A 13,490-nucleotide genomic window follows, 5' to 3' on the forward strand; every position below is an offset into this window, starting at 1 on the left:
CCAGGTGCTTTTTACATATATATTATCTTCTGCGATTACGATTGCGCAGGAACGTTGGGATATCCAGCGTTTCATCCGGCTGATGAGATTGGCTGCTTCTTACAGTTTCCTGTGGAGCTTCCTCTCTCTTCGGCTCACGCTTGGCACCCGTGCCCATGCTTGGAGCAGATTTAGGCTGTCCAAATGTTGGCCTCATAGGCTTTGGCTGGATCACTTCTTCATTAAAACCCGTTGCAATGACCGTCACAACGATCTCATCTTTAAGATTTTCATTTATAACGGAACCAAAGATCATATTTACGTCCTGATCTGATGCTGAAGCAACAATATCAGCAGCTTCTTGTACTTCATACAGGCTTAGGTTCGACCCTCCCGTAATGTTCATTAAGACACCTTGTGCACCATCAATGGATGTCTCAAGTAAAGGAGATGAAATAGCCTTTTTCGCTGCTTCTGCTGCGCGGTTTTCTCCTGCAGCCACACCAATTCCCATTAGTGCTGAACCTTTATTGGACATGATTGTCTTCACATCTGCAAAGTCAAGGTTAATTAAACCTGGGACAGCGATTAAATCGGAAATACCCTGAACACCCTGGCGAAGAACATTATCCGCTTCGCGGAATGCTTCAAGCATTGGAGTGCTTTTATCAACGATTTCTAATAGCCTGTCATTTGGAATAACGATTAATGTATCAACCGCTTCCTTCATAGCAGCAATTCCGCCGGCTGCCTGAGTGGAGCGCTTTCGGCCCTCAAACGTGAATGGGCGCGTAACAACACCGACTGTAAGAGCTCCTAAATCGCGTGCAATCTGGGCAATAACCGGAGCCGCTCCCGTTCCAGTTCCTCCTCCCATTCCTGCAGTAACGAATACCATATCCGCACCTTTAAGTGCTTCTTCTACCTGCTCTTTACTTTCTTCTGCTGCTTTTTTTCCTACCTCAGGGTTGGCACCAGCCCCAAGCCCCCTTGTTAGCTTGCCTCCGATTTGCATTTTCACTTCTGCTTTTGATAAATTCAGCGCCTGTGCATCCGTGTTCACTGCAATAAACTCAACACCCTGAACACCGTGCTCAATCATTCTGTTTACTGCATTGTTACCGCCGCCTCCAACGCCGATGACTTTTATCGTTGCTAATGAATCCAAATTTGTATCAAATTCCAACATGACTAATCCTCCTAATTCGTCGACATTCCTAAGAACACCTTTTTTGATTCGCTTTAACGCACTTCCCGAATGGGGGTAACAGTGCTTTTTTCTTCCGCCGTATGGCTATCAATTCCGTTTCCCTAACCCTTGCGAATCAAATCAAGTTATTCGAAAAAGTATCCGAGGAACTTTTTAACTCTTGATGTGATCTTTTCTTCCGGCTGTTTTTCCGGCTTTGTTTTTGGTTGCGGTTGCGGCTGCGATTGCGGTTTTTGTACTCTGTTTTCTTTTGTTTCAGGGACAGTCACTGGCTGTTCCATTTTTCTGCCCTGTATTTTAGCATTCTTATATGCGAACTTAATCAATCCAACAGCAGTTGTGTACTGAGGTTCCCTTACTCCAATATAATCTGGAATTGCGATGCGTACTCTGTTTTGGAAAACATCCTGGGCAAGTTCAAGGATTCCCTGAGTGTTCGCTACGCCACCAGATAAAACATAGCCGCCAGGAAGATCTTTTGCACCCAGACGCTTCACTTCGTGCTGGATAAGATCAAAAATTTCTTCCATTCGAGCTTCTATGATATCTGAGATTTCCAGCTGATTAAATTGCTGATGCTGATCACTTCCGATGATGGGCACACTGAACACTTCATCTTCAGATGCATGGTCATAGAATGCGTAGCCATACTTTGTTTTAATTTTTTCTGCATCTTCTGTAGAAGTACGGAGTCCGATTGACAAGTCTTTTGTAATGTGGTCTCCTCCTACAGGAAGCACACTTGTTGCCTTTAAAAAACCATTTTCGAATAAAGCAATGGTTGTGGAGCCGCCGCCAATATCAACAAGTGCCACGCCAAGATTTTTTTCATCCTTGGATAATGCGAATGCACCTGCCGCCAGAGGCTGAAGTGTAATATCCATGATTTCGAGTCCGGCGCGTTCCACACAGCGCAGTGTGTTATGTAAAATTGTTTTTGATCCAGTAATAATCGTGCCTTCCATTTCCAGACGCACACCAATCATTCCACGGGGATCACTGATCTCGTCTAAGCCGTCGACAATAAACTGTTTTGGAATAACATCAATGATATCCCTTTCCGGCGGAATTGATACAACTTGTGCCGCATCTATAACTCTAGCAACATCTTCATCTGTAATTTCCCTATTTTCACTCGAGACTGCGACAACGCCATGGGATGGCTGAAGCATAACATGATTGCCAGTTATTCCCACAATCACATTTTTTATTTCCATTCCTATCATTCTCTCAGCCTGTTCGATTGCCTTTTTAATAGAATGAACGGTTTCGTCTATATCTACAATTGAGCCCTTGCGTAACCCCTCTGAATGTACATTGCCAACACCAATAATATTTAAAGAGTCATTGACCATTTCCCCAATGATTACTTTTACACTGGATGTACCGATGTCAAGACTAACATATATTTCATTGCTGTTCATTCTCTGGCACCTCCTTTTTTTTTTTTGCTATTCCGATTATTGAACAACAATTAATTTTGCTGTTGTTAATTTTAATAAGTTAGTTTATCTATAAAATTATTCGTCAAAACTAATATTTTCCCTTTTTTAAATATCATTTTTTTCTATTTTTTCTCTGTTTTGAGACCATTTTGCGATTAAAATTCTTCTGATGACCGCTATATTCTGAAATAGCCGGACCCCAAAAGCAAATACTGCTGCTAAATACAAGTCTACACCAAGATGCACACCCAGAAAAGCTAAACTTGCTGCCAGCAGGATGTTAAAAAAGAAGCCGGAAACGAAAACTTTTTCATCATAGATGTTTTGAAGCTGTGCCCGAATCCCGCCGAATAGAGTATCCAATGCAGCAAGAACAGCAATGGACAAATAATTCGAGTATTCATCCGGCACTTTTATGTCTGTCATAAGTCCAAGTATCACACCTATGATTAATCCTAAAACAGGAAGCCACATTATGATTTGCCTCCTTCATCAGGTTTCACAGGCTCCATATATCTGATTCTCAATGCCTCGTCATATGCAGGAACCGTGATAGGCTCCACAGCCTTTTCTACCGTTATCCGAAGATTGTCAATAAAGAATTCTTCAGCAGATTTTGATACCTGCATGCGGTTAAAAAGCTTCTCGGCAGATTGAAAATTCTCAGTGATTACTTTCACTTCAATAGGCAGGGATTTTAAGGCGTAGCCGTCAATCATGGTCTCCCTGTTAATATCCCTAATGACAGTAGTGTTGATGATCCTTCTGCCTCCAATGGAAATGTGCATGGCATCATACATATTTAACTCGTTGACCAGTCGCTTAAGCAAATCAGGGGAAACTGACTCAGCCTGCTTTCCGAGGAGCAGCTCCTCATGTACTGGTTCAATGGTTAAGATTATGCCTGGTCCCGTCACTTCACTTAATCCGGCTTCCATTTTTAATTCCTCCAGCGTCTCACGGAGCACTTGTTCTTTGCTTTGTTTGCGCTTTGTTTCATATTGGGCAATTTTTTCTTCATTTGAACTGATTTCACGCAAAAGTTTTAATTGCAGTTCCTTTTCTTTAAGGATGTCAGCTCTAAGCTCCCAGGTATCTCTTGTATCCCGGACAGCAGGTTCCTTAACTGTTTGAAACTGTATGGCAATCATAAAGCCAATTACAGCTGTTATAAAGGTAAAGCTGAGCTTCTTTTTGCTGTCCACTTAAATTCCACCTTGCTTTCCCGAATAAATTATTCTGTGGACAAATTTAATACAAAAGCTGGTTTGGCTTTACGAACCCAGTAATGGTTCAATGATAATTTCGCCCTTTTTCTCTAAAGTGAATTGGATATTTTCATCTACCAATGAATCTTTCACGCCGCCTGTCAGATTGAGAGCTGACGAAAGCACTTCGGCGTCACCAATGGCAGTGATGACAAAAGGTGCAGGATGCTGGTACCCGTCTACTTCTATCACAGGTCCATTGCATACAATATATGAACTGTGGGACAGCCTCTGCCCGTTTATGGCAACTGCAGAAGCACCGGATATATATAGCTCATTAATCACTTTAAAGACATGGTGTTCATGTACAATATAATTATTAATGTTATCTTCATCCGGATTGTAATCGCCATCTGCAAGAGTAACTTCCACACCTGGTCCCTTAACTTTAACTTTTCCAAGATGCATCCTGTACTTCTCAGCATCCTCTGCAAGATTAAAATAAACCTGGGCTTCCTGTGAAAGCTCCTTTTCAATATCAAGAACGTTTTCCTGCTTTTGATTTAATTCTTTTTGAAGAGCTCTGTTTTTTTCCTCAAGCTCAACAAGCTGATTGCGGAGCTCTAGGTCTCTTTCCCACTGTTTCCCGCTCAATGCCGGCTTTTCTTCTTCTCCCTGTGTAAGGTGATAGGAAAAAGCCATCATGTAACCCAGCACGAGAAAGACCAGGGAGAATATTACATGATTACCCTTCACCTTCATTTTCTTCTTCAACCTCTTCAGCTCCCTCTTTTTCATAAGCTTTGAAATAAGAGCCTACTTCCAAGTCAATAATTCCCTTTTTCTCGGGATCCAGCTGGCTTATGATAGAAGGGTAGTGTGCCATTTTTTCTGAAAAGCTTCTTAATGTAGCACTGACTTCAAAACCATCATTCATATACAAAGTAATATGATTGGAATCTGTTTTTTTGGGAGTGTGATGGACTTCGGAAATGGAATTTAATACCTCTTCAGGCAGTGTTTCAAGTTCTCCGATCATCATATCAAGAATGGCTCCCTCAGAAAAGCCATTTAGGATTGGTGCGTTAACAGGGATCTCTGCTGCCTTTACATCCTTTAATATGCTCCCATTCTCCATAACAGGAAGGTAGTGCTTCTCTTTCGCTATGTAGGCAATGCGCTTTAGTTCATCAACCTTGATTATGATTGTGCTTGGCAGCTGAACCTTAACAGTTGAAGATTTTATTTCAGGCAGCTCTTTAAGCTTACCCTTCATTCCCTCTTCGTCAACCTTCCAAATATTTGTTTTTTCAGTAACACCGCTGATTTGAATAATTTCTTCTTTATCATAAATTGAATTGCCGGTGACTTTAATTTGTTTAATATGGCTTAAGGGCGATTGAAAGTAGATAACTAAAACAATCAGTGAGAAAAAAAGCAGCAGCAAAAAGATCAGTCTTCTATTTGCTTTCTTTTTTCTTTGCTGTTTAAGCTTCGGGATTCGATCCTCAAGCGAGACAACCTTACTTTTCTCCACATTTATCACCCCATCAAGAAAAGCGCAAGGACAATAAATTTAAACAATCAAGTGGCTTGTCCAGCACAATTTATGCAATTAATAAATTAGGGAAGAGAACGGCATGCGAAACATGCCGTTTACACTGCATTTACTGTTATCTAATTAATCATTATATCACAATAAATGGTATCTGCGAGGTATTATTTCCCGTTACTTTCGACCGATTATTTCCACTTCTGTCTCCATCTTTACCCCGTACTTATCAAAAATTGTATCCTTAATATGCTGAATAAGTGCAAGGACATCTTCCGCTTTTGCATCTCCTGCATTCACGATGAAGTTCCCATGCATATTGGAAATTTGAGCACCTCCAATGGAGTGGCCTTTCAAGCCGGCTTTTTCTATGAGATTACCGGCATATTCAGGAAGCGGGTTTCGGAAAATACTTCCTGCACATGGGAAGTTCCAAGGCTGAGTTTCCTTCCTGTAATCCTTATTCTTTTGCATTGCAGAGGATATCTTTTCCCTGTCTCCCTCGGCAAGTTGAAAAACGGCTTCAAGAACAATCCCTGGCCGTTTCTTTTGGAGAACAGAGGTTCTATATGAAAACTCCATCTCATCGTTTGTGAGCCAGCCCATCTTTCCATCCTCAAAAAGAACATGAGCTCTGGTCAGGATTTGCGAAATATCCGATCCGTGAGCTCCAGCGTTCATATAAACTGCTCCGCCTACTGATCCGGGTATACCACTGGCAAACTCGAGTCCTGACAGCCCTTTTTTACTGATTATCGTGGAGAGGGCTACAAGTGAATAACCGCCGCCTGCTCTTAGCTCCGTTCCATTAAGATCCAAGTGATCCAAGCCGCGGCCCAATTTAATGACCACACCTTCTATTCCGCCATCCGAAACGAGCAGATTCGACCCTCTTCCAATTGCTCTCCAGTTCACTTCATATTGACGGATCAGTTCCATCGCTTTTGCCAGGCTTTCTATGGATGAAGGCTCAATAAACAAATCGGCGGGACCGCCAATCTTCATTGTTGTATGATTAGCCATCGGTTCATTCTCTTTAATTGTTCCAATGTTTAAATCTCTAAGTTTGCTGATAAATTCGTCCATATTTACCTCCCTTTCTATTGATTTCTGCCTAAATTTATTTATTTTATGCAAATATAGAAGTCATGGCTACTTCCCGCTTTTTGAAACCAATTCTGCCATTAATTTATATAGTCTATTTGATGCATCCCGGATTCCCAGCTTTTTTGAAGCTTCCTTCATGCTATCCATTTTATCCTTATCGAGGATAATCCGATCAATGCTATCTATAAGCTTTTTACCTGTTAATTCTTTCTCAAGCAATAGCTCTGCAGCACCATGGTCACTAAGCGCTCTTGCATTTTTCTCCTGGTGGTTATTTGTGACATACGGACTTGGGATTAAAATGCTTGGAATGCCTAAAGAAGTTATCTCTGCTAAAGTAGTGGCCCCAGCACGTGATACAACAAGGCTTGCTCCGGCCAGCACTTCAGGCATATTGTGAATAAACGGTTTGATTATTACATTTTCAGGGCTTCCCACAAGTTCTACTTCTTTTTGCACATCATCATAATGAACATCCCCTGTAATATAAAGAACCTGATATGGCTTTTCACCCAGCTCTGCCAGTGTTTTTAACACTGCATCATTTATTGGCCTTGCTCCTCTGCTGCCGCCAAATATCAACACAGCCGGAACGCCTGTCTTTAATCCAGCTGACAGCCTTCCTTTGATTCCATCCTGTCCAAGCACCTCTGAGGCACGCGGGTTCCCTGTCAGGACGGTTTTAGTTTCCGGAAAGAAAGCCTTAGCTTCTTCAAAGCAAACAGCGATTTTATCTACATATCTGCTTAAAAATTTATTGGTTAATCCGGGAACGCTGTTTTGCTCATGAATAACAGTTGGAATGCCCAGCTTTGATGCAGCATAAACAACAGGACCGCATACATATCCTCCTGTACCGATGACAACATCCGCCTTAAATTCCTTGAGCATCTTTTTACTGTCGCGAACACCTTTCAGGAACCTTAATACAGTTTTTACATTATCCACGGAGATTTTTCTTTTAAAACCGGTTATATGTATTGATTTAAAAGGGATATTTTCCCGATTCACAATCGTGTTTTCAAGCCCCTTTTCAGTCCCAATATATAAAAATTCAGCATTCTTATGTTCTTTCTGAATTTGTCTTATGAGCGCAAGTGCGGGGTATATATGACCGCCAGTTCCTCCGCCGCTAACAGCAATTTTCATTCTTTCACCTCATAAAAGAGTAATAATCTATAAAATTTTCATTTGTTATGCCATCCAAGAAGATTTAAGATGGCCGCAGTGGGCTGGTGTGAAAACACTCCCTCATTTCCCTATTCTACTATATTCAAAACAAATAGATAGGAACGAACATCATAATGTTAAAGAAATGTAATAATGTGCAAAATTGCAAAGAAGTTTGATAATTCTGCGTCCCGATAAATGATTTCTTTCAAAAAAGGAAACCCTGCTTTACAGGGTTTCCTAAAATGCATGTTATAAATGCGCTAGTACCTTGCATATCTGCTGATATTAAGCAGAACCCCTATAGCCATTAGCATCAGTGTCAGGGATGATCCCCCATAGCTCAGAAATGGGAGTGTTATCCCCGTAACAGGCATCAGACCAGTTACAACCCCGATGTTAATCATTACCTGAATTGCGACCATTGCAATAATGCCAACAGCCAAAAAACTGCCATACAAATCAGGGGCGCCAAGAGCGATGCGGATGCCGCGCCATAAAAGAAGCGCAAATAACAATATGACAAAAGATCCGCCGATAAATCCAAGTTCCTCAGCTAAAATGGCAAAAATAAAGTCTGTCTGCGGTTCAGGAAGATAGAAAAACTTTTGTCTGCTCTGTCCCAGACCAAGGCCAAACAGCCCTCCTGGACCTATTGCATATAAGGATTGTATAATCTGGAATCCGCTGCCCAGCGGATCCTCCCATGGGTCTAGAAAGGATGTTATTCGCTTTATCCTGTAAGGCGCTGACAGAACCAGTGCCACAAATCCGGCCACCCCTGCAGCGGCGAACCAGACAAAGTGGCTGATTCTGGCCCCTGCTATGAAGATCATGACAACACAAGTACCCACCATTACTGTTCCGGTCCCTAAATCAGGCTGCAGCATAATTAATCCAAATGCTAAAAACACAAGCCCCAGAGATGGTACAAGTCCTTTTCGGAAAGAAGTGATCAGCTTCTGCTTTTCGGAGAGGAATTTTGCCATAAACACAATCATGGCCAGCTTCATAAACTCCGAAGGCTGTACAGAAAAGGCACCAACGCCAATCCAGCTCCTGGAACCGTTTCGCACATTGCCAACACCCGGAACCAGCACCAGAAGCAAAAGCACAAAACAGATGATGATCAAGACTTTTGCCCATGTTCTCCAGGTCCAATAATCCACATTCATAATAAAAAACATCGCAATTATTCCAACTCCAGCAAAAAGCATTTGCCTTTTCGCAAAAAAGAAAGAATCGGCAAATTTATAATCTGCCCAAATTGCACTTGCACTGTAAACCATAGTCAGCCCAACAGCAAGCAGCATTAAAGTGACGATCATTAATATAAAATCGGGAGTGGTTTTTTTTGCCGGCAACGAAAACACCTCGAATGCAAGTTTTAGGGCTATTAAAGAGAATAATCTGCTCTGCCGTTAAAAGCTTACATCTCTCCGGCAGGATTTTATTCCTTTTTAAAGCTCTAAATGTCACGCGAGGAAGATGAATTCCTTTGATGAAAGTTTCCTGGTCCCGCAGACAAGCCCTTAACTAAGTTTATGCACCGCATCTATAAACATGTCTCCCCGAACCTCAAAAGTTTTATATTGGTCCCAGCTAGCGCAAGCAGGAGAAAGCAGAATGACATCTCCAGGCTCTGAAAGCTTAAAGGCAGCAGGTACGGCTTTTTCCACATTATCGACACGCTCAATGGTTTTTATTCCCGCTTCCAATGCTGCACTTTCAATCTTTTCAGCTGTTTCCCCGAAGGTTACCAGAGCCTTTACCTTTTTTAGAGATGGAATGAGTTCTTCAAAGCCATTGCCGCGGTCCAGACCGCCCGCAAGAAGAATAACAGGCTGGGCAAATGCTGAGACTGCATTCTTCGTTGCCAGGATGTTTGTTGCCTTTGAATCATTATAAAATTTCCTGTTCTGATATTCTCCAACATACTGAAGGCGGTGTTTGACTCCCGTAAACGAACTTAGAACCTGGCGGATGGCTTCGTTGCCTACACCGGCCAGCTTTGCAGCTGCCATTGAGGAAAGTATATTCTCAAGGTTATGCTCCCCTGGCAATGAAACATCTTTTCTTTTCATCACTTGTTCATCATTAAAATAAATCCAGTCATCTTTCACATATGCACCTTCAGACAGCACTTTGGAGGTTGAAAAAGGAATTATGCGAGCCTTTGACCGGGCAGCCGCTTCCATTACTTTATCTTGATCAGCATTGACAATGAAATAGTCCTGTTCAGTCTGATTCATCGTAATGTTTTCCTTGGCTGCATGGTATTCTTCTCTTGTGCCATGGTAGTCCAAATGGGCATCATATAAATTTGTTAAAATGGCAATTCTCGGCCTGAAATCCTGAATTCCCATCAGCTGAAACGATGAAAGCTCAATCACGATATTGTTTTCTTCCCCGGCATCCTGGGCAACTTCGGAAGCCACTGTACCAATATTTCCTGCAATCAGCGGCATTTTTCTTCCTGCCTGGAGCATTTCAAACACAAGTGTAGTAGTTGTAGTTTTTCCATTTGTACCTGTAATCCCAATAAAAGGAGCTTCAGAAACCTGATAGGCAAGCTCCACTTCTGTAATAACCGGTATGCCCTTTTCGAGGGCTCCTTTTATCATTGGGTTATGATAAGGAATACCAGGATTCTTTACAATCAGCTCGAACCCCTCTTCAAGAAGTTCAATAGGATGGCCACCGCAAATAACCGTAATCCCCTGCTCAAGCAGTCCCTGTGCTTCAGGATTTTCTGAGAGCGGCTTATAATCATTAACAGTCACAAATGCTCCAAGGTTATGTAAAAGGGAAGCTGCACTCACTCCGCTTTTGGCCAGCCCCAGTACTAATATTTTTTTATGTTGATAGCGATTGACTTCTTTCACTTACACCCACACCTCAATATAAATTCCTAAGATTGCAAATAATAACCCAACCGTCCAGAACGTAACAACAACCCGCCATTCTGACCAGCCCACCAATTCATAATGATGATGGAGCGGGCTCATACGAAAAATCCGTCTGCCGGTGGTTTTAAAAGAGGCCACCTGTAAAATAACAGATAATGTTTCAATAACAAAAACACCGCCGATAATAATCAGGATGATTTCAAGTTTTGTCAGAATAGCTATAGTCGCAATGGCGCCGCCAAGAGCTAATGAACCGGTGTCTCCCATAAACACCTTTGCAGGATGGGCGTTAAAGACAAGAAAACCCAATACCGCTCCCACTACAGCCACTGAAAAAATGGCTACATCAAATTGTGACTGATTCCAGGCCAATACTGCAAATGCTCCAAATGCGATTGCAGCAGTCCCTGAAACAAGACCATCGAGTCCATCTGTCAGATTGACAGCATTAGAGAATCCCACCAGCCAGAATATAATAAATAAAACATACCCCCATCCCAAATCAATCGAAACATCTGTCAGCGGAATATGTACTTCTGTAGAAAAGTCATTCTGCTTGAAAACAAAGTAAAAAATCACTGAAATAATAATCTGGCCAAGAAGCTTCTGTTTTGAAGTCAGGCCAAGATTCCGCTTTAAAACCACTTTGATAAAATCATCCAGAAAACCGAGGAGTCCAAAACCCAGGGTAACCAGAAGCAGCAGATATGTTTCTACTGTAGGTTCTGAAAATTTACCTGTCATAAATAAAGTGGTCACCGTAACGGAAAGGAGAATCATAATCCCCCCCATTGTCGGAGTACCTGTCTTCTTCTGATGTGATTTGGGGCCTTCTTCACGGATGCTTTGGCCAAATTTCAATCTTCTCAGAAAGGGAATGAATATGGGAGACAGCAATACCGTAATTAAAAAGCCCGCCAATATTGTGAAAAAAATAACTTGCTCCATCATACTTATCCCCTCCTTTCCTGCTTGCCAATTTCAGCAGCTTCCGCTAATCTTTCAGCCATTACAGCAATATCATATGTTGATTCGTTTTCTTTAAGACTTTCTTCATCCGAAATAAGGAAATTAGTTGTGTTCACACTTTCTTCTGCTTTACTTAATTTATTTAAATATAATTCCATGATATCCTTTAAGCCTTTCGTTAAGTCGTTTGTATAAAAAATAGGAAAATGATTTGGGGTGTATGACGGCGTTTCTGTATCCTCATTCCAGATTGCAGCAATAGCCCCTTTTTCAATAGCTTCCTTCAGATTGCCGGCTTCCCTGTAAGGAATATAGATTCCTTTTGGCTGTTGGTCAGTCGAGGACGAAGCGACGGTATGAAATTCCAGCTTATGATCCTTTATCCCTTTTACAGCCGGAAACAATTCCGCTAAATCCTGATACGTCAAATACATTTTATCGCTCCTCTATTGCCTCTTTTGCCACAAGACGGTCATCAAAATCAAAAACATGGCTGCCTACAATCTGATATGTCTCATGACCCTTTCCTGCTATTAAGATTACGTCTCCTTCATCGGCATTTTTCACCGCATAGTGAATGGCCTCTTTTCGATCGACGAAAACTTTGTAACTTTCCTCTTTTACTCCCTCTTCCATATCCTTCAGGATTTGAACTGGGTCTTCACTTCTCGGATTATCTGAAGTAAAGATTGGGTCTGTACTGTACTGGCATGCAATTTCAGCCATAAGCGGCCGTTTGGATCTGTCTCTGTCTCCTCCGCATCCCACGATGGCAAAGATGCGCTTCCGTGCAAATTGCTTTACCGTTTCCAGAGCATTTTTCAGGCTGTCGGGTGTATGAGAATAATCAACGATCACAGAAAAGTTCTGACCCGCATCCACGGTCTCAAATCTGCCGGCTACACCTTTAACTTCTTCCGCAGATTTAATGATTTGAGAGATTGGTATCCCCGCAGCGATCCCGGCTCCAATACTGGCAAGGACATTATAAATGCTGAACTTGCCTATCATTTTTAAGGAAACTTTATACTTCCCGAAAGGAGAGATCAAATCAAATTCCGTGCCGGCAGCAGTCATCTGAATATTAATGGCCCTCAGATCAGCTTCCTGGTCAATACCATAGGAAATGACATGAGCAGATGTCGATGTTTCATACTCTGCTGAAGCAGGGTCATCTGAATTTAAAATGGCATATTTCGGTTCTACATGATTATAGGCACTTCCAAGCTGGGCAAACAACAGCCCTTTTGCTCTCCTATATTCATCCATTGTTTTATGATAATCCAAATGATCCTGTGACAGATTCGTAAACACGGCTATATTAAAATCACATCCATGAACGCGGCCTTCAACAAGTGCATGTGAAGACACTTCCATTACAGCTGAATCTACACCTGCATCTGCCATTTTTCTAAATGTGCTTTGCAGAGTCAAGCTTTCAGGAGTTGTATTTTTCACTTCAAAGATTTCATCATTTATCTTTGTATACATCGTGCCAATTAAGCCGGTTTTCCTTCCTGCATCCGCAAGAATTTTTTCAATCAAATGGCTTGTTGTTGTTTTGCCATTAGTCCCTGTTATTCCAATCAAATGAAGCTGCTTGCTTGGCTGTTCATAAAAAGCATCAGCAAGAACCGCCAGAGCCCGTTTAGTATTTTTAACTACTATAACCGGGATATCCAAGTCCAGCTCTTTTTGGGCAACTACTGCAGCTGCACCTTTTTCAGCAGCAGAACCTGCAAAGTCATGGCCATCAACCGTATAGCCCTCAATGCAAACAAACAAACTTCCAGGTGTAACTTTCCGGTTATCGTTAACAATTGCTGTTATTTCCAGGTCTTCCCCTTTATAAGTCGTATAAGGCTGTAAAAATCGCAGCAGTTTATGTAATTCCATCTTTACCATTCCTCTCATGTTAAACAGAGCAAACTATTCCTCTTT

General features: G+C 41.8%; 13 protein-coding genes. All 13 read right to left on the bottom strand.

The features are described 5' to 3' along the window. Positions 1 to 22: 22 nt before the first annotated feature. Positions 23 to 1,168 carry a cell division protein FtsZ gene (gene ftsZ, locus AC6CHU_RS03770; protein WP_159862589.1) on the bottom strand — a complete coding sequence of 382 codons (1,146 nt, stop codon included), beginning with the start codon at positions 1,166 to 1,168 and terminating at the stop codon, positions 23 to 25. A gap of 146 nt (positions 1,169 to 1,314) precedes the next feature. Continuing rightward, positions 1,315 to 2,613 carry a cell division protein FtsA gene (ftsA, locus tag AC6CHU_RS03775; protein ID WP_159862588.1) on the bottom strand — a complete coding sequence of 433 codons (1,299 nt, stop codon included), beginning with the start codon at positions 2,611 to 2,613 and terminating at the stop codon, positions 1,315 to 1,317. A gap of 126 nt (positions 2,614 to 2,739) precedes the next feature. Further along, positions 2,740 to 3,108, bottom strand: coding sequence for a small basic family protein (locus AC6CHU_RS03780; RefSeq protein WP_159862587.1), 369 nt, complete (start codon positions 3,106 to 3,108; stop codon positions 2,740 to 2,742). Continuing rightward, a complete protein-coding gene (locus AC6CHU_RS03785; RefSeq protein WP_251282789.1) occupies positions 3,108 to 3,839 on the bottom strand; it encodes a DUF881 domain-containing protein in 732 nt (243 codons plus the stop codon). The genes AC6CHU_RS03780 and AC6CHU_RS03785 overlap by 1 nt, the downstream gene beginning before the upstream one ends. 69 nt (positions 3,840 to 3,908) lie before the next feature. Beyond that, a complete protein-coding gene (locus AC6CHU_RS03790; protein ID WP_159862585.1) occupies positions 3,909 to 4,640 on the bottom strand; it encodes a DUF881 domain-containing protein in 732 nt (243 codons plus the stop codon). Continuing rightward, positions 4,588 to 5,379: a cell division protein FtsQ/DivIB gene (locus AC6CHU_RS03795; protein WP_251282788.1), complete on the bottom strand. Its 792-nt coding sequence runs from the start codon at positions 5,377 to 5,379 to the stop codon at positions 4,588 to 4,590. Before AC6CHU_RS03795 ends, AC6CHU_RS03790 begins: the two co-directional genes overlap by 53 nt. 192 nt (positions 5,380 to 5,571) lie before the next feature. Next, on the bottom strand, positions 5,572 to 6,480 hold the full coding sequence (murB, locus tag AC6CHU_RS03800; RefSeq protein ID WP_159862583.1) for a UDP-N-acetylmuramate dehydrogenase: 909 nt from the start codon (positions 6,478 to 6,480) through the stop codon (positions 5,572 to 5,574). Positions 6,481 to 6,546: 66 nt separating this feature from the next. Then, positions 6,547 to 7,650 carry an undecaprenyldiphospho-muramoylpentapeptide beta-N-acetylglucosaminyltransferase gene (gene murG / locus AC6CHU_RS03805; RefSeq protein WP_159862582.1) on the bottom strand — a complete coding sequence of 368 codons (1,104 nt, stop codon included), beginning with the start codon at positions 7,648 to 7,650 and terminating at the stop codon, positions 6,547 to 6,549. 284 nt (positions 7,651 to 7,934) lie between these two features. Continuing rightward, positions 7,935 to 9,035, bottom strand: a complete 1,101-nt coding sequence (gene spoVE, locus AC6CHU_RS03810; protein ID WP_159862581.1) for a stage V sporulation protein E — start codon at positions 9,033 to 9,035, stop codon at positions 7,935 to 7,937. 168 nt (positions 9,036 to 9,203) lie between these two features. Beyond that, a complete protein-coding gene (gene murD / locus AC6CHU_RS03815) occupies positions 9,204 to 10,556 on the bottom strand; it encodes a UDP-N-acetylmuramoyl-L-alanine--D-glutamate ligase (RefSeq protein WP_498120092.1) in 1,353 nt (450 codons plus the stop codon). Further along, positions 10,557 to 11,531, bottom strand: a complete 975-nt coding sequence (mraY, locus tag AC6CHU_RS03820) for a phospho-N-acetylmuramoyl-pentapeptide-transferase (RefSeq protein ID WP_251282785.1) — start codon at positions 11,529 to 11,531, stop codon at positions 10,557 to 10,559. A 2-nt stretch (positions 11,532 to 11,533) separates the two neighbouring features. Further along, positions 11,534 to 11,983 (bottom strand): hypothetical protein, encoded by a 450-nt coding sequence (locus AC6CHU_RS03825; RefSeq protein ID WP_251282784.1) that lies wholly within the window; start codon positions 11,981 to 11,983, stop codon positions 11,534 to 11,536. A 1-nt stretch (position 11,984) separates the two neighbouring features. Beyond that, on the bottom strand, positions 11,985 to 13,445 hold the full coding sequence (locus tag AC6CHU_RS03830; RefSeq protein WP_159862577.1) for a UDP-N-acetylmuramoyl-L-alanyl-D-glutamate--2,6-diaminopimelate ligase: 1,461 nt from the start codon (positions 13,443 to 13,445) through the stop codon (positions 11,985 to 11,987). Positions 13,446 to 13,490 lie beyond the last annotated feature (45 nt).

This window comes from Cytobacillus sp. GQ23 (genome assembly GCF_059758675.1).